At 72.2% G+C, this 14,984-nt stretch carries 11 protein-coding genes; 4 read left to right on the top strand and 7 right to left on the bottom strand.

Annotated elements, in window-relative coordinates:
* Positions 1-4: 4 nt before the first annotated feature.
* Together ABIC47_RS02425 and ABIC47_RS02420 are read right to left on the bottom strand one after the other, a co-directional pair.
* Complete coding sequence (locus ABIC47_RS02425) at positions 5-4,759, bottom strand: Lhr family ATP-dependent helicase (RefSeq protein WP_354476829.1); 4,755 nt, start codon at positions 4,757-4,759, stop codon at positions 5-7.
* A 63-nt stretch (positions 4,760-4,822) separates the two neighbouring features.
* A complete protein-coding gene (locus tag ABIC47_RS02420) occupies positions 4,823-5,473 on the bottom strand; it encodes an alpha/beta hydrolase (RefSeq protein ID WP_020076903.1) in 651 nt (216 codons plus the stop codon).
* Positions 5,474-5,587: 114 nt separating this feature from the next.
* Between ABIC47_RS02420 and ABIC47_RS02415 the strand changes: the two genes are divergently transcribed.
* The 3 genes from ABIC47_RS02415 to ABIC47_RS02405 all read left to right on the top strand — a co-directional run bounded on the left by ABIC47_RS02415 (position 5,588) and on the right by ABIC47_RS02405 (position 7,669).
* Positions 5,588-6,169, top strand: a complete 582-nt coding sequence (locus ABIC47_RS02415) for an NUDIX hydrolase family protein (protein WP_354476827.1) — start codon at positions 5,588-5,590, stop codon at positions 6,167-6,169.
* A 65-nt stretch (positions 6,170-6,234) separates the two neighbouring features.
* The gene (locus tag ABIC47_RS02410) at positions 6,235-7,095 is read left to right on the top strand and encodes an alpha/beta fold hydrolase (protein ID WP_354476825.1); all 861 of its coding nucleotides are present in this window, start codon (positions 6,235-6,237) and stop codon (positions 7,093-7,095) included.
* 22 nt (positions 7,096-7,117) lie between these two features.
* Positions 7,118-7,669 (top strand): TetR-like C-terminal domain-containing protein, encoded by a 552-nt coding sequence (locus tag ABIC47_RS02405; protein ID WP_354476823.1) that lies wholly within the window; start codon positions 7,118-7,120, stop codon positions 7,667-7,669.
* An 80-nt stretch (positions 7,670-7,749) separates the two neighbouring features.
* Here the strand turns inward: ABIC47_RS02405 and ABIC47_RS02400 are convergent, their stop codons facing one another.
* Entirely contained in the window at positions 7,750-9,369 is a 1,620-nt protein-coding gene (locus ABIC47_RS02400) for a DEAD/DEAH box helicase (RefSeq protein ID WP_354476821.1), read from the bottom strand.
* A 258-nt stretch (positions 9,370-9,627) separates the two neighbouring features.
* Here ABIC47_RS02400 and ABIC47_RS02395 point away from each other — a divergent pair, with 258 nt between their 5' ends.
* Entirely contained in the window at positions 9,628-11,871 is a 2,244-nt protein-coding gene (locus ABIC47_RS02395; RefSeq protein ID WP_354476819.1) for a HelD family protein, read from the top strand.
* Between the two features lie 96 nt (positions 11,872-11,967).
* On the opposite strand, the gene ABIC47_RS02390 is transcribed toward ABIC47_RS02395, so the two are convergent.
* The 4 genes from ABIC47_RS02390 to ABIC47_RS02375 all read right to left on the bottom strand — a co-directional run bounded on the left by ABIC47_RS02390 (position 11,968) and on the right by ABIC47_RS02375 (position 14,952).
* Complete coding sequence (locus tag ABIC47_RS02390) at positions 11,968-12,669, bottom strand: DUF1684 domain-containing protein (protein WP_020076907.1); 702 nt, start codon at positions 12,667-12,669, stop codon at positions 11,968-11,970.
* Positions 12,666-13,232 carry a hypothetical protein gene (locus tag ABIC47_RS02385; RefSeq protein WP_018192015.1) on the bottom strand — a complete coding sequence of 189 codons (567 nt, stop codon included), beginning with the start codon at positions 13,230-13,232 and terminating at the stop codon, positions 12,666-12,668. The genes ABIC47_RS02390 and ABIC47_RS02385 overlap by 4 nt, the downstream gene beginning before the upstream one ends.
* 101 nt (positions 13,233-13,333) lie before the next feature.
* Positions 13,334-14,617, bottom strand: coding sequence for an RNA polymerase sigma factor (locus ABIC47_RS02380; protein WP_354476816.1), 1,284 nt, complete (start codon positions 14,615-14,617; stop codon positions 13,334-13,336).
* The gene (locus ABIC47_RS02375; protein WP_354476814.1) at positions 14,614-14,952 is read right to left on the bottom strand and encodes a YciI family protein; all 339 of its coding nucleotides are present in this window, start codon (positions 14,950-14,952) and stop codon (positions 14,614-14,616) included. Before ABIC47_RS02375 ends, ABIC47_RS02380 begins: the two co-directional genes overlap by 4 nt.
* Between the last annotated feature and the right edge of the window lie 32 nt (positions 14,953-14,984).

The raw sequence follows: 14,984 nt of genomic DNA, 5'->3' as shown, positions 1-14,984 counted from the left end.
GCCGTCATGCGCGCAGCCGCAATCCGCGCGGAGTGGCGAGGAAGCCCGCCTCGGACAACGCATCGCCGACGGGCGAGCCGAGGATGAACCCGCCGTTGACGGTCTCCACCGCGAGCTTGTCCACGCGGCGCGAGGTGACGAGCGCCGCGAGGGCGCGGGCCGCCGCGGCCAGCACGAGTCCGGACTCCTCCGTCGGTTGCTCGGGCCCCGCTGTGCCGCCGGAGCCGGTGGCTTCGGCCACGAAGCAGAGCAGGCTCTTCCCGCCGCGCTCGACGTAGAGCGTCAGCTCGCCGTCGACGAGCACGACCAGCGCTCCGGCCTTCCGGCCCGGGCGGTGGCCCGTGCCGCTCTCGCTCGGCACCGCCGGCCACGGCAGCGCCGCGCCGTACGGGTTCGCGGGGTCGGTCGCCGCCAACGCGACGGCTTCGTACGGGCGCTGCTGCGTGTGGTCGCGCGCGTAGGACCGCAACCGGTCGACCGTCGCACCGTTGGCGAACTGGGCGCCGCCCAGCGTCTCGATGAAATAGCCGCGGCGCGCCCGCCCGGTCTCCTCGAATCCGCTGAGCACCTTGTACGCGAGCGCGAATCCGCCGGGCGTCCCCTCGTTCATGACGGATCCGCGGGTGACGACCCCGTAGCGGTCGAGCAGCGTCTCGGCCTGGCCGTGCGCGCGCACGGTGGAATCGAGGTCGCGCTCGGGGAGCAGCGACCATCGTCCGGCCGCGGTGGGCGGTCCCATCCGCGTGACCATCGCGCTTCGCGTCGGAACGCGGCCGCGGTACATTCGCGCCCGTGTCGGCTGCCGCGGCCGCTTGTGCGCCCCCGATCCACCCGCGGTCAGCGTCCGGAGCGGAGCGAGGGTGTCGTTGGTGATGCGCCCGGCCCACACGAGATCCCACAGCGCCGTCACGAGTTCGGAGTCGTCGATCGCCGAGCCGCGCTCGATGCCGAGCGTGTCGGACAGCTGCCGGAAGAAGTACCCGCCTCCGCGGCCGAGCGCATCCAGGATGCCGCGCTGCAGCTCATCCGGCTCGTGATCCGAGGGCGGCGCGAGCGTGAGCGGAGCGGAATCGGCCAGGTGGAGGCTGATCCAGCCGTCGTCGCCGGGAAGGCTGCCGTCACCCGACCAGATCACCTCGCCCGTCGCCGTCAGCTCGTCCAGCATCGCCGGGCTGTAGTCGGCCACGCGGCTCGGAAGGACGAGCGACTCCCACGCCGATGCCGGGATGCGCGCACCGGACAACTGCTCGATGACCGAGGCGACCGCATCCACCCCGCGCAGCGTGGAGCCGACGTGCTGCCACTCGGGAAGGAACCGCCCGAACGTGGCGGTGTCGACCGGCTCGACCTCGTGGCGCAGCGCCGCGAGCGACATGCGACGCAGCCTCCGGAGGACCTCGGCGTCGCTCCACTCGGTGCCGTGCGCGTGCGGACGGAACTCGCCCTCGACCACGCGCCCGTCGCGGGCGAGCCGTCGGAGGGCGTCGTGGACGATCGCCGGGCCGAGACCGAGCCGGCTCGCGATGTCGACCGTCTCGAACGGCCCGTGCGTGCGCGCGAAGCGGCTCACCAGATCGCCGAGCGGGTCGTCGACGGGTTCGATGAAGGCCACCGGGACGCCGATCGGCAGCGGGACTCCTAGGGCGTCGCGGAGGCGACTGGCGTCTTCGATCGCGGCGAAGCGCTCCACTCCCGCGACGGTGACCGCGAGCGCCCGGTGCGTGTCGACCAGGGTCGCAAGGTGTCCGGCGGCGGTTTCCCGGTCTGCGTGCGGTGCCGTGAGCTCTGGCTCGCCGGGTTCGCCGCCCTCGCCGAGTTCGCCGCCCTCGTCGGGTCGGCCGGCCTCGTCGGACTCCTCCGAACGGGCGGAGGCAGCCCTCTCGCCTTCGGCTTCGAGACGCTCGGACACCTCCTCCACCGACAGGGGACCCAGCAGCCGCAGCAGGTCGGCGACGCCCTCGACCCCGCGTACTCGGCGTTCGGGTGCAAGCCGCTGCAGTTGGAGCTCGACGCGCTCGATGACCGTCGGATCGAGCAGTTCGCGGAGCTCGGCTCGGCCGAGCAGCTCGGCGAGCAGCCCGGCGTCGAGAGAGAGCGCCGCAGCCCGGCGCTCCGCCAGCGGGCTGTCGCCCTCGTACATGAACGCAGCGACATATCCGAAGAGCAGCGAACGCGCGAAGGGAGAGGCGGTCTCGGTCGACGCCTCGACCAGCCGGATGCTGCGCTGCTCGATCTGCTTCGCGACATTCGTCAACGCGGCGAGATCGTAGACGTCCTGCAGCACCTCGCGGATGGTCTCGAGGATGATCGGGAAGCTGGGGTACTTGCGCGCCACGTCCAGCAGCTGCGCCGCCTTCTGCCGCTGCTGCCAAAGTGGCGACCGCTTGCCCGGGTTGTACTTGGGCAGCAGCAGTGCGCGGGCAGCGGACTCGCGGAACCGCGAGGCGAACAGCGCCGAGCCGCCGACCTCCGCCGTCACCAGTTCGTCCAGCTCCTGCGGCTCGAACACGAACAGTTCGCCACCGGGCGGCTGTGCCTCCGTGTCGGGGATGCGGACGACGATGCCGTCGTCGGCCGCCATCGCCCCCGCGTCGACCCCGTACCGTTCACGCACCCGGGCCTGCACCGCCAGTGCCCACGGCGAATGCACCTGCATGCCGAATGGGGAATGCAGCACCACCCGCCAGTCGCCGAGCTCATCGCGGAAGCGCTCGACGACGAGCGTCTTGTCGGTCGGGACGTGGCCGGTCGCCTCCTTCTGCTCGCGCAAGAACGACAGCAGGTTGTTCGTCGCCCAGGCGTCGAGGCCGGCTTCGACGCAGCGCAGTTCCGCATCCGCCGGCGACGCCGTGCTCACCTCGCGCATGAAGGCGCCGACCGCGCGGCCCAGCTCGGCGGGACGGCCGATCCCGTCGCCCTTCCAGAACGGCAGACGGCCGGGTTCGCCGAACGCGGGGGTGACGAGGACGCGGTCGTGCGTGATCTCCTGGATGCGCCAGCTCGTCGAGCCGAGCGCGAACACGTCGCCGACCCGTGACTCGTAGACCATCTCTTCGTCGAGCTCGCCGACCCGGCTGGCCTTCTCGCCCACCATGTAGACGCCGAACATGCCGCGGTCGGGGATGGTCCCACCGCTCGTCACCGCCAGACGCTGGGCGCCCGGGCGCCCGGTGATGGCGCCGGTGTCGCGGTCCCAGACGATGCGGGGCCGGAGCTCGGCGAACTCGTCCGACGGATACCGGCCGGCGAGCAGGTCGAGGGTCGCGTCGTAGGCGCTGCGGGGCAGCGTCGAGAATGGGGCGCTCCTCCGGACGGTGTCGAACCAGTCGTCGGCATCGATCGATTCGAGGGCCGCCGCGGCGACCGTCTGCTGGGCGAGGATGTCGAGCGGGTTCGCCGGCACGGACAGGGACTCGATCAGCCCGGCGGTCATCCGCTCCGTGGCGACCGCCGAGTGGATGAGGTCGGCGCGATGCTTCGGGAAGACGACGCCGCGCGAGATCTCGCCGACCTGGTGTCCGGCTCGGCCGACGCGCTGCAATCCGCTGGCGACCGACGGGGGAGCCTCCACCTGGACGACCAGGTCGACGGCTCCCATGTCGATGCCGAGTTCGAGGCTCGACGTGGCGACGACGCAGCGAAGGCGACCGGACTTCAGGTCGTCTTCGATGAGCGCCCGCTGCTCCTTGCTGACCGAGCCGTGGTGGGCGCGTGCCAGCACGAGCGCCTCCGCATCGGCGACGGCCTGGGACCCGCGGGTTTGACCAGAGCCTCCCATCAGTTCCGCAGGCGCGCGGCTGGGCGCCTCGCCGGCCGTGCCGCCGAGGATCCTCTCCTCGTAGATCTCGTTCAGCCGGGCGGTCAGGCGTTCGGCGAGCCGGCGCGAGTTGGTGAAGACGATCGTGGAGCGGTTCTCGATCACGCGGTCGACGATCGCCTCTTCCACGTGCGGCCAGATCGAACCGGCCTGGGGCGGAGAGCCGTCACCCGGGTTCTCGCTGGCGTACGTGGAGGTGCCGAGCTCGCTCATATCCTCGACCGGGACCACCACGCGCAGATCGAAGCGCTTGCCGGCCGGCGGCGCGACGACCTCCACGGGCGCGCTCCCTGCCAGGAACCGCGCGACTTCTTCCGGCGGTCGGACGGTCGCCGACAGCCCGATGCGCTGCGCCGGACGTTCCAGCAGCTGGTCGAGCCGCTCGAGCGACAGGGCCAGGTGCGCTCCGCGCTTGGTCGACGCCACCGCGTGCACCTCGTCGACGATGACCGTCTCGACCGAGGTCAGCGTCTCACGCGCCTGCGAGGTGAGCATCAGGAACAGCGACTCGGGAGTCGTGATGAGGATGTCGGGCGGATTGCTCAGCAGCGCCCGCCGATCCGAGGCGGGTGTGTCGCCCGAACGCACCCCGACGCTGACGTGCGGTGGCTCGGCCCCCAATCGCTTGGCCGTCTGCGTCACGCCGACGAGCGGAGCGCGCAGGTTGCGCTCCACATCCACGCCCAAAGCCTTCAGCGGAGAGATGTAGAGGACGCGCGTACCGGGCTTCGCGTCGGCGGGACGCGGGTGGTTCGCGAGGCGGTCGATCGCCCAGAGGAAGGAGGCGAGAGTCTTGCCCGAACCGGTCGGCGCGATGACCAGCGCGTGCTTGCCGTGCGAGATGGCCTCCCAGGCACCCTCCTGCGCGGCCGTGGGCGCGGCGAAGGCCCCCCGGAACCACTCCCGGGTCGCGGGGGAGAATCGATCCAGCACATCGGCCATCCCTCCATCCTGCACCCGGCCACCGACACTGTCAGGGGCTCCGGCAAGACCTGTGGATAACGCTCAGCGAGGCAGATTCGTGCGGATGAACGACGAGATGTCGCCGAGTTCGAGCGGCGAGATGGCGTGCCCCATCCCCTCGTAGATGCGGGCATCGAGTGCGGAGTGCTCCGGAAGCCAGTCCGACGTCCGGTCGAGCGACGCCGTCGGGATCGCGTCGTCCAGCGTGCCGCGGCCCCAGAAGACGGGCACCTGCGCTTCGGCGAGCTCCGCGTCCCGCGGCTGATCGCCCTTCACGACGAACCCGGAGAGCTGCACCGCGTAGTCGAAACGTTCGGGAGCGAGGCGCAGCAGCTGGAGGGCCATCGCGCCGCCCTGCGAGAAGCCGAGGAGGCCGGTGGGCACGCGCGGCTGCTCGTCCAGCCAGTCGAGCACGGCGCGCGCGGCGGCGTCCGCGTTGCCCGCGAGCGGATCGCCGGGGACGTTCGTGAAGCGCGAGAACCAGGCGAAGCCGGCGCCCTCGGGGATCGGTGCGCGCAGCGACGCGATCACCGGCTCCAGCGGCAGGTAGGCCGCGATGCCGAACAGGTCGGCCTCGTCGGAGGCGTACCCGTGCAGGAGGATGAGCAGCGGTCGCCCGGCGCGGTCGCGTTCCGAGGCGGACCACAGGACGGCGTCACGGTCGATGCGCAGGTCGGGAGCGGGAAACGGCACCCTCCATTGTGCGCTGGGAAGCGGAGTCGTCCACAGCCCCCGTCGGAGTGCCGTCATCCACAGATCGTCCCGGCTGCCGTAGGTGGTCGCCGATCTCGTCCGTAGGATTCATGCATGAGCGTTCGCACCCCGGATCCGGACCCCACGCCCGACCCCCTGCCCAGCGACGGCCCGCAGCCGGGTCCGGCCTGGCTGTCGGACATCGAGCTGGAGCAGATCCGTCGCAGGCTCCCGCTGCTGTATGTGGAGGCCGTGCCCGTGCGGGTCGACGGCCTCGGGCAGGTGACGGAAGTCGGGATCCTGCTGCGTGCCAACGCCGTCGGGCAGATCACCCGCACGCTCGTGTCCGGCCGCGTCATGTACGGCGAGACGCTGCGTGAGGCGCTGTTCCGTCACCTCGAGAAGGATCTCGGGCCGATGGCCTTCCCGCAGCTGCCGGCGAGCCCGGTACCGTTCCAGGTGGCCGAGTACTTCCCGATGCCAGGCGTCTCGCACTACACCGACGAGCGACAGCACGCCGTGTCGCTCGCCTACGTCGTGCCGGTAACCGGCACATGCGATCCGCGACAGGATGCCCTAGAGCTGACGTGGATGACGCCGGAGGAGGCCGTCTCGCTGACGGTGTCCGAGGAGCTCGAAGGCGGCCGCGGTGCGCTCGTGAAGGCGGCCATGGCGTCGCTCGGCCGCATCGCCTGATCGGCGCCGGGCCCCGGCCGAATTGCCTCTTGCGTCAATTAGCTAATGGCATTAGCTTTATGGCTATGAATACTTCCATCGAGTCGCAGGTGCGCTACCTCGAGCGTCCGCAGGGGCGCGTCAGCTTCACCGTCGAGGGCGCCGGCCCTCTCGTGGTCGCCGTGCCGGGCATGGGCGACCTCCGCTCCAGCTACCGCGAACTGGTCGCGCCGCTGGTCGCCGCCGGGTACCGCGTGGCCGTGACGGATCTCCGGGCGCACGGCGACTCGGACACCACCTTCACCGAGTTCGGCGACGTCGCCACCGCCCGGGACCTCATCGCCCTGATCGAGGAACTGGGCGGTCCCGCCGTCGTCCTCGGCAACTCGATGGGTGCGGCAGCCGCCGCGTGGGCTGCGGCAGAGCGTCCGGACCTCGTCTCCGGTCTCGTCCTGTACGGTCCGCTCCTCCGCGATCCGGCGATGGGCCGGTTCGCCACGGGCCTGCTGCACCTGCTGTACCGCGGGATGTTCGCCAAGCCGTGGGGCGCCGCCCTGTGGGCCGGGTACTACCGCTGGACGCTCAACCGCGGCCGCACCGCACCGTGGCTGGGGGAGCACGTCGCGGCGATCCGTGCCTCCCTCTCCGAACCCGGCCGGCTGCGCAGCTTCCGCCGTCTCACTCTGCAGCTCACCCACTCGGTGGTGGAGCCGCGGCTGGGTGACGTCCGTGCGTCGATGCTGGCGTTCGTCGGCGATCTCGATCCCGACTTCCGCGATGTCGCCGCCGAGTGCTCCTGGATGGAGTCGATCGGCGCCGAGGTGGTCCGCGTTCCCGAGGCGGGACACTACCCGCACGCCCAACGTCCGGATGTCACGGTTCCTGGCACGCTCGACTTTCTCGCGGCACGCCGCGCGGCGGACACCGCGTGGGCCGCGCGTGCCTAGGGCCGGGCTGACGCGGGAAGCGGTGGCGTCCGTCGCCATCGACCTCGTGGACGACGGCGGGACTGCCGGCTTCGACCGCCTGACGCTGGCCGCTGTCGCCGGCCGGGCGGGCGTCGCCGTCCCGAGCCTGTACAAGCACGTGTCGTCGCTGGACGACCTCCGCCGCCTGGTCGCGACGGCCTCGGTGGCGGAGCTGACCCGGGTGCTCGCCGCCGCGACGATCGGCCGGGCTGGACCGGATGCGGTGCGTGCCGCGGCGGACGCCATCCGCGCGTTCGCCCACCGCCACCCGGGACGGTATGCGGCGACGCAGGTCGCGCCGAGCTCCGACCCCGCCGACGCGCAGCTCGTCGCTCGTGCCGACGAGACGCTGACGGTCCTCGCCGGGGTGATGCGCGGCTTCGGGTTGCCCGACGACGAACTGGTGGATGCGATCCGGATGCTGCGCAGTGCGGTTCACGGGTTCATCACCCTCGAACTGGGCGGAGGCTTCGGCCTGCCTGACGACCTCGACCGCAGCTACGCCGTGCTGATCGACGGTGTGATCGCGGGAGTGGAGCGTCTGGCGGCCTAGCCGGCACTTGGGGAGGTGGAGACGACAAACGCGGGCGTTCCGTCGGAACGCCCGCGTCTGAGCGAGTGTGGAGCGGGGCGTCAGCCCTGCGCGCGGCGGGAGCCGTTGCCGCGACGCACCGTGGTGTCGCCGTGGCCCGCGGTCGCCCGCGGTGCTCCGCCGGAGCGCGAGGTGCCGGCCGACTGAGCGCCCGCGGGGCGCTGCGAGCCGCCGCGACGGCGCGAGCCGCCGGCGGTCCCGCCGCCCGCGGTGGCGCCGTGCGAGCCGGAGCCGTTGCCTGCGCCGCGACCCGAGCCGTTGCCGGCACCCTGGCCGCCACGGCTGGAGCCTGCGCCGCGACCCGAACCGTTGCCTGCGCCCTGGCCACCACGGCCGGAGCCGTTTCCGGCAGCCTGCCCGCCACGGCCGGAACCGGAAGCCGAGCCGCCGCCCTGGCCGCCGGCGCGCCGGGCGCGCTTGCGCTGGGCGTTCGCACCCTGCGAGACACCGCCGCCGGTGCGCTCCTCGCGGAGCGACGGGGCGACGCGGGGCGCGACATCGCCGACGAGCGTGATGACGGCCGGCGAGGTCGCTGTGACGCGCTGCGGGGTCGCAGCGATGGCGGCCTTGCGGAGCAGCGTCTTCACGTCGGCTGCCTGGTTCGAGAGCATGACGGTGACTACGTCACCGGCGCTGCCCGCGCGAGCCGTGCGGCCAGAGCGGTGGAGGTACGCCTTGTGCTCCGCCGGCGGGTCGACGTGGACGACCAGCTCGACGTTGTCGACGTGCACGCCGCGGGCGGCGACGTCGGTGGCGACGAGCACCTTCACGTCACCCTCGCCGAAAGCGGCAAGGTTGCGGTCGCGGGCGCCCTGGGCGAGGTTGCCGTGCAGGTCCACGGCCGGGATTCCGGACGCGGTGAGCTGCTTGGCGAGCTTCTTCGCCTGGTGCTTGGTGCGGGTGAAGAGGATGCGGCGACCGGTGCCCGAGGCGAGCGCCTCCACCAGGTCCTTCTTCTCATCGGGCGTCTCGACCTGGAGCACGTGGTGGGTCATCGCCTCGACGGGGCTGTTCGCGTCGTCGACGGAGTGCAGGACGGGGGAGTGCAGGAAGCGCTTTACGAGCTTGTCCACACCGTTGTCCAGCGTGGCCGAGAACAGCAGGCGCTGGCCGTCGGTGGGCGTGGCCGTGAGGATGCGCGTGACGACCGGCAGGAAGCCGAGGTCGGCCATGTGGTCGGCCTCGTCGAGCACGGTGATCTCGACGGCGTCGAGGTTCACGAATCCCTGCTTCATGAGGTCTTCGAGGCGTCCAGGGCAGGCGACGAGGATGTCGACGCCGGCCTTCAGCTCGGCGACCTGCTTGTTCTGCGAGACGCCGCCGAAGACGGTGGAGACGCGCAGGCCGTAAGCGTCGGCGAGCGGACGGAAGGTGGTCGCGATCTGGGTCGCCAGCTCACGGGTGGGTGCGAGCACGAGGGCCAGCGGGCGTCCAGGGCGGCGGCGTCCGCCGGCGAGGACGGTGCCGAGGCGCGCGACGAGCGGCAGGGCGAACGCGATGGTCTTGCCCGAGCCGGTCTTGCCGCGGCCCAGCACGTCCTTGCCCGCGAGGGCGTCGGGCAGCGTGTCGGCCTGGATCGGGAACGGGGTGGTCTTGCCGTCGGCCGTCAGGACGGCGACGAGCGGAGCGGGTACGCCGAGTTCGGCGAAGGAGAGAGTCAAGGATGTGCCTTTCAGGCATCGACCCGGTCGGCAGTGGCGGACCGGGGTGAATGGCGAGCGCACCGAGCGGCGCGATCGTTCGCCGTATGAAGAGAAGCGTGGCGGGGACATGGCCCGGCGCGACGCGAAGCGTTCTACGACGCCGCGGGCAGAATCGTCGCCCGCTCCCTCCACCCTAGAGCATCCGGCCGTACGAGTGCTGAGAGCGCACTCGCATCCGGAGGTCGTAGACTGTCGGCCCGGAAACGAGAGGTGGCCATGGGCGTGCTGGAATCGGAGCTCGAACGCGAGCGCGCCGTGGTCGCTGGGCTGTATCAGCGGCTCGACGAGCTGCGTGCCGAGACGGAGGAACGGCTTGCCCGCGTGCGCCGCGACAGCGTCGGGAGCAACCATCAGGCGCGCAGCGAGCGCGACGCCTTCGCGCGTCTCTACGAGGACCAGCTGACCCAGCTGCGGGATGTGGATGCGCGTCTCGTGTTCGGCCGCCTGCTGCTGGAGGAGCCGGTCGACGGCTCCGACCACCGCTACATCGGGCGCGTCGGCCTGCGCGACGATGACCAGCGCTCCCTCCTCGTCGACTGGCGGGCCCAGCAGGCCGGCGCCTTCTACCAGGCGACGGCGAGCGAGCCGATGGGCGTCCGCGCCCGGCGGCACCTGACCATGTCTGGCCGCCAGGTCACGCGCATCGACGACGAAGTGTTCGACGAGGCGCTGCTCGACGGCGACCGCGCGGGGGAGCAGGTGCAGGGCGAGGGCGCCCTGCTCGCCGCGCTGACGGCGCAGCGCACCGGCCGGATGCACGACATCGTCGCGACCATCCAGGCCGAGCAGGACCGCATCATCCGCTCCGACCTCCGTGGCGCGCTGGTCGTGCAGGGCGGCCCGGGCACGGGCAAGACGGCGGTGGCCCTGCACCGCGCCGCCTATCTGCTGTACGCGAACCGGCAGCGGCTGAGCACGTCCGGCGTCCTGGTCGTCGGCCCGTCGACGGCGTTCCTGCGCTATATCGAGGCGGTGCTGCCGTCGCTCGGTGAGACGGGCGTCGTGATGTCGACGCTCGGCGAGCTGTTCCCGGGCGTCGAGGCGACCGCCGAGGATGCGCCGGAGGCCGCCATCCTGAAGGGCTCCGCCCAGATGGCCCGCCTGCTCTCACGGGCCGTGAAGTCGCGGCAGAAGGCGCCCGTCGAGGAGCAGACGATCGTCGTCGACAACGAGCGCCTGGTGGTCGCGCCGGACCTCATCCAGCGCGCCATCGCCAAGGCCCAGCGCACCGGCAAGCCGCACAACGTCGCGCGGGTGACGTTCGTCAAGAACGCGCTCTCGGAGCTCACCGATCAGTTGGCGACGCAGCTGCGCGCTTCGGGGTCGACCATCGACGACGCCGATCTGAAGGTGCTCCGCGAAGACCTCCGCACCTCGTACGACGTGCGCGTCCTACTCAACACCGCGTGGCTGCCGCTGACCCCCCAGAAGCTGCTGCAGGACCTCTACGCGCGCCCAGCGTGGCTGGCGGAGCTGACGCCGCGCTGGTCGCAGCAGCAACGGGATGCGCTCCGCCGCGACCGCACCGAGCCGTTCACCGTCTCGGACGTCCCCCTGCTGGACGAAGCGGCGGAGCTGCTCGGCGACTTCCCTGGCCGGCCGGACCCCGCCGACCGCGAGCGCGACCGTCAGCGCAAGCGCGACCTGGAGAACGCGCGCGCGGCCATCCGCAACATGGGCGTCCAGGGGCTGGTCAGCGCCGAGCAGCTGGCCGACGGTTTCGCCGAGCAGGCCGATCGCGGCACGACGGCGGAGCGTGCCGCCGCCGACCGCAGCTGGACCTACGGCCACGTCGTGGTGGACGAGGCGCAGGAGCTGTCGCCGATGCAGTGGCGGGTGCTCGTGCGCCGCTGCCCGATGAAGTCGTTCACCATCGTCGGCGACATCGCCCAGGTGGCTTCCGCTTCCGGTGCGACCAGCTGGCCGGATGCGCTGGACCCGATCTTCAAGGACGCGTGGCGCTTGGAGGAGCTGACGGTCAATTACCGGACGCCCGCGCAGATCACGCGGGAGGCCGAGCGCATCGCCTCCTCGGCAGGCCTGCCGATCACGCCGACGCGTGCCGTCCGCGAGGGCGACTGGCCCATCCGCCGCGTCCGTTCGGGCGAGGGGGATGCGGCTGACGGGGATGCGGCGCTCGCCGCAGCCGTCGCCGACGCCGTTGCGCATGATCGTGGCATCGACGCGGGCGGCACGCTCGCGGTGATCACGACCGAGTCGGACCTCCCGGCGGTCGCCGCCACGGTGGAGGAGCGCTTCGGCGACGCCGCGGGCCGGGGCGCGACCGGCCTCGGTCGCCCGATCGCCGTGCTGACCGGCTATGAGGCGAAGGGTCTCGAGTTCGACGCCGTGGTGCTGGCCGACCCGGACGCGCTGGCCGCCGAGTCGCCGCGCGGTGCCGCATCCCTCTACGTCGCGATGACCCGCCCGACCCAGCGCCTCACCCTCGTCTCCCGCTGACCCCCACCATCGAGTCTGCAAAAACTGCACGCGGGGCCCCGCGAAAACGTGCAAAATGTGCGGACTCGACGGTGGGCGGGAGGGAGCGGGTGCGGGTCAGGCGCCGGCGTAGCGCTCGCCGACGGGGATCTCGACGGGGAGGGTGTTGCCGGCCTGCGCGAGCGGGCACGCCCACGCGGGGTCGTACGCGCACGACGGGTTGTAGGCGAAGTTGAAGTCGAGCACGAGCGAGGCCTCTCCGTCGTCCGTGTCGAGCCCGAGGTCGGCGCCCTTGATGGTGTCGATCAGGTAGCGTCCACCGCCGTAGGTTCCGCCGGGCCGCCCGGCCAGCGCATCCTTCACCGGCACGAACAGGCCGCCGCCGTACGACGAGAGCCGCCAGACGTCGAGTGTTCCCGCCAGGGGGACACGGACCGTGCCGAGCAGCTCGAAGGGCACGACGCCGTCGGTGCCGGTCTCCACGTCCATTCGCACGGCCTCGGCGGCCGGGTGGATGGGCAGCTCGAACCGCCAGTCGGGGTCGTACCGGGTCACGGGGAGTCCGGTGAAGCCCTCCAGGTCCTCCGGCAGAAGCGGCGATGCGGGATGCGACGAGAACAGGTCGTTGCGGCAGGACGTCCAGTGCGCGTGGGCTTCCGCGGGGTCGTGGGCGGCGAGCCGGCGGACGGAGGCGTACAGCGCGAACACGCGCCGTCTCCAGTCCGCGGTCTGCACGGCGGTGACCGCACGGGCCGGCCGCTCGGCCGCGCTCCCGTCTTCCGTTCCGCCGGTGCCTGTCGCGGGTTCGGCGTTCGTCATCTGTCCTCCGGTGTCGTGGTGTCGCTTGCGGCCTCTCCGTCTGCCGGGGTCCGCACTTCGGGATCGTAGGCCCAGGTGGGCGCCAGCTGCCGGAGGCGCACGCCGCGCCACTGCCAGAACAGCCAGAAGGCGTACCAGGCGAACGGGGTGAGCGCCCCGGCGCGCACGATCAGCTGGTCACGGTAGAGGGTCCGCAGCCGTCCGTTCTCGTCCGGTCCGGCCGGGTCGGGGGCGATCGCCATCCGGTGGTCGAGCCGCGGGATCGCGGACAGCATCCCGCCGGTTCCCCCGCCGCTGTCGTGCAGGATGCGCGTCGCCTGCTCGCGCGGATCGGTCGACCGCAGCGTGTCGAGCCGGATCGCCTGCGTCCCGACGGTGAACGCTCCGAGCGCCTTCACACGGACGCGGTGCTCCGAGCCCCAGCGCGTCGGGAAGCCGCCGGGCTCCTCCGACCGGAAGTCGAGCCACGGCAGGGCGACCTCGCGGAACGCCGTCGGACTCTGGAGGGCACGCCAGGCGGCATCCGGATCGCAGTCGAGGGTCAGCTTGAGGAGCACGCGCATGATCTCAGTCTCACCCCGGGAAGCGGTGAGGAGGCCAGGGGATGGGCGGTTCCTCAGCCTTCTTCGGGCTCAGGCTTCTTCGGGCTCAGTCTTCTTCGGGCTCAAGCTTCCTCGGCCCGCGCCAGCAGCAGCTCCCGTTCGCGGGCGTTACCGGTCATCGCGGCGGCGCGCTGGAACTCCTGCCTGGCCTCGTCGCGTCGCCCGAGCCGGAGCAGCAGGTCGGCGCGCACTGACGGGAGCAGGTGGTACGACTCCAGTGCCCCCTCGATCGCCAGCCGGTCGACGACCTCGAGCCCGGCCTCCGGCCCGTACGCCATCGACAGGGCGACCGCGCGGTTGAGCTCGACCACGGCGGACGGGTGCAGTTCACCGAGCGCGCCGTACAGCGCGACGATCTCCTCCCAGTCGGTCGCCTCCGGCGTCGGTACGGTGGCGTGGCACGCGGCGATGGCCGCCTGCAGCGCGTACGGCCCGCGGCTGGCGGGCGGCCGCCTGCTGAGGCGCAGGGCGTCGGAGCATTCCAGGGCCGCGACGCCGCGGCCGATGAGGAGGCGGTCCCAGCGGGCGCGGTCCTGGTCCTGCAGCAGGATGGGGCTGCCGTCCTCGGCCGTGCGGGCTCCGAGCCGGGACGCCTGGAACTCCATCAGCGCGACCAGCCCGTGCACCTCGGGCTCCCTCGGTGTCAGTTCGGCGAGCACCCGGCCGAGCCGCAGCGCCTCCCGGCACAGGTCCGGCCGCATCCAGTCGTCGCCGGCCGTGGCCGAGTAGCCCTCGTTGAAGATCAGATAGACGACCTCGAGCACGGAGGCCAGCCGCTCGGGGAACTCCGCCCGCTCGGGCACCTCGAACGGCACCCCCGCAGCGCTCAGGGTGCGCTTGGCGCGGACGATCCTCTGGGCCATGGTCGCCGGCGGGACGAGGAAGGCCCGGGCGATCTCCTCGGTCGAGAGGCCGCCGAGCAGCTTCAGGGTCAGCGCGACCCGCGACGCCTGGGGGAGGACCGGGTGACAGGCGACGAAGACGAGCCGGAGCAGGTCGTCGCCGATCGGCTCCTGTGCGACGCGTGCCGGATCGTCCGAGCCGAGCTCCTGTTCGAGGTCGTGCGCGATGGCGGCGTACCGGTCGTCGAGGCGTTCCCGCCGGCGCCAGCCGTCGACCGCGCGGCGCTTCGCGACCGTCGTCAGCCACGCCCCGGGGTTGCGCGGGATTCCCGTCTCCGGCCACTGCTCGAGGGCGGCGACGAGCGCATCCTGAGCAAGCTCCTCGGCCAGCCCGACATCGCCGGTGGTTCGGGCGAGCCCGGCGATCAGGCGTCCGGACTCGATGCGCCAGACCGATTCGACGGTGCGGCGGGTCTCGTCGAGTCGTTCGCGCTCGTCGGTCATCGGCCCACGTCGCCCGCCACCCGGCGCACCTCGACGCTGCCGTGCGTCAGCGGCAGCCGTCGGGCCCACTCGAGCGCCTCCTCCTCGCCGGCGGTCTGCAGCATCCACAGTCCGGTCACCCGGGCGGCCGACGGGCCCGGCGAGCGGTCGAGGGTGCGGTCCTCGCCGTCGAAGTGGATGCGCGCGCAGGCACCCGTCGGCTCGAGGGCCTCGGCCGCGAGCAGCACTCCGGCGCGCACCAGATCCTGCTCGTAGCGGTCGAGGGCGGCACGGTCCGGCACGGCGGGCTCGACGCCGTCGCCCTCCTCGGCCTGTGCCATCAGCACGAAACGCATGGTCCCATCCTCTCGTCGAACACGTCTGGAGT

Origin of the sequence: Leifsonia sp. 563 (genome assembly GCF_040545055.1) — a bacterium.
Taxonomy (GTDB): domain Bacteria; phylum Actinomycetota; class Actinomycetes; order Actinomycetales; family Microbacteriaceae; genus Leifsonia.
This window is presented reverse-complemented; position numbering and strand designations above follow the sequence as displayed.

What these genes read in the sequence shown, in the direction of transcription:
- ABIC47_RS02415 (WP_354476827.1), top strand. Translation starts at nt 5,588, where the DNA reads ATGAGCGTTCGCACCCCGGATCCGGACCCCACGCCCGACCCCCTGCCC.
- ABIC47_RS02425 (WP_354476829.1), bottom strand. Translation starts at nt 4,759, where the DNA reads ATGGCCGATGTGCTGGATCGATTCTCCCCCGCGACCCGGGAGTGGTTC.
- ABIC47_RS02380 (WP_354476816.1), bottom strand. Translation starts at nt 14,617, where the DNA reads ATGACCGACGAGCGCGAACGACTCGACGAGACCCGCCGCACCGTCGAA.
- ABIC47_RS02410 (WP_354476825.1), top strand. Translation starts at nt 6,235, where the DNA reads ATGAATACTTCCATCGAGTCGCAGGTGCGCTACCTCGAGCGTCCGCAG.
- ABIC47_RS02375 (WP_354476814.1), bottom strand. Translation starts at nt 14,952, where the DNA reads ATGCGTTTCGTGCTGATGGCACAGGCCGAGGAGGGCGACGGCGTCGAG.
- ABIC47_RS02395 (WP_354476819.1), top strand. Translation starts at nt 9,628, where the DNA reads ATGGGCGTGCTGGAATCGGAGCTCGAACGCGAGCGCGCCGTGGTCGCT.
- ABIC47_RS02390 (WP_020076907.1), bottom strand. Translation starts at nt 12,669, where the DNA reads ATGACGAACGCCGAACCCGCGACAGGCACCGGCGGAACGGAAGACGGG.
- ABIC47_RS02385 (WP_018192015.1), bottom strand. Translation starts at nt 13,232, where the DNA reads ATGCGCGTGCTCCTCAAGCTGACCCTCGACTGCGATCCGGATGCCGCC.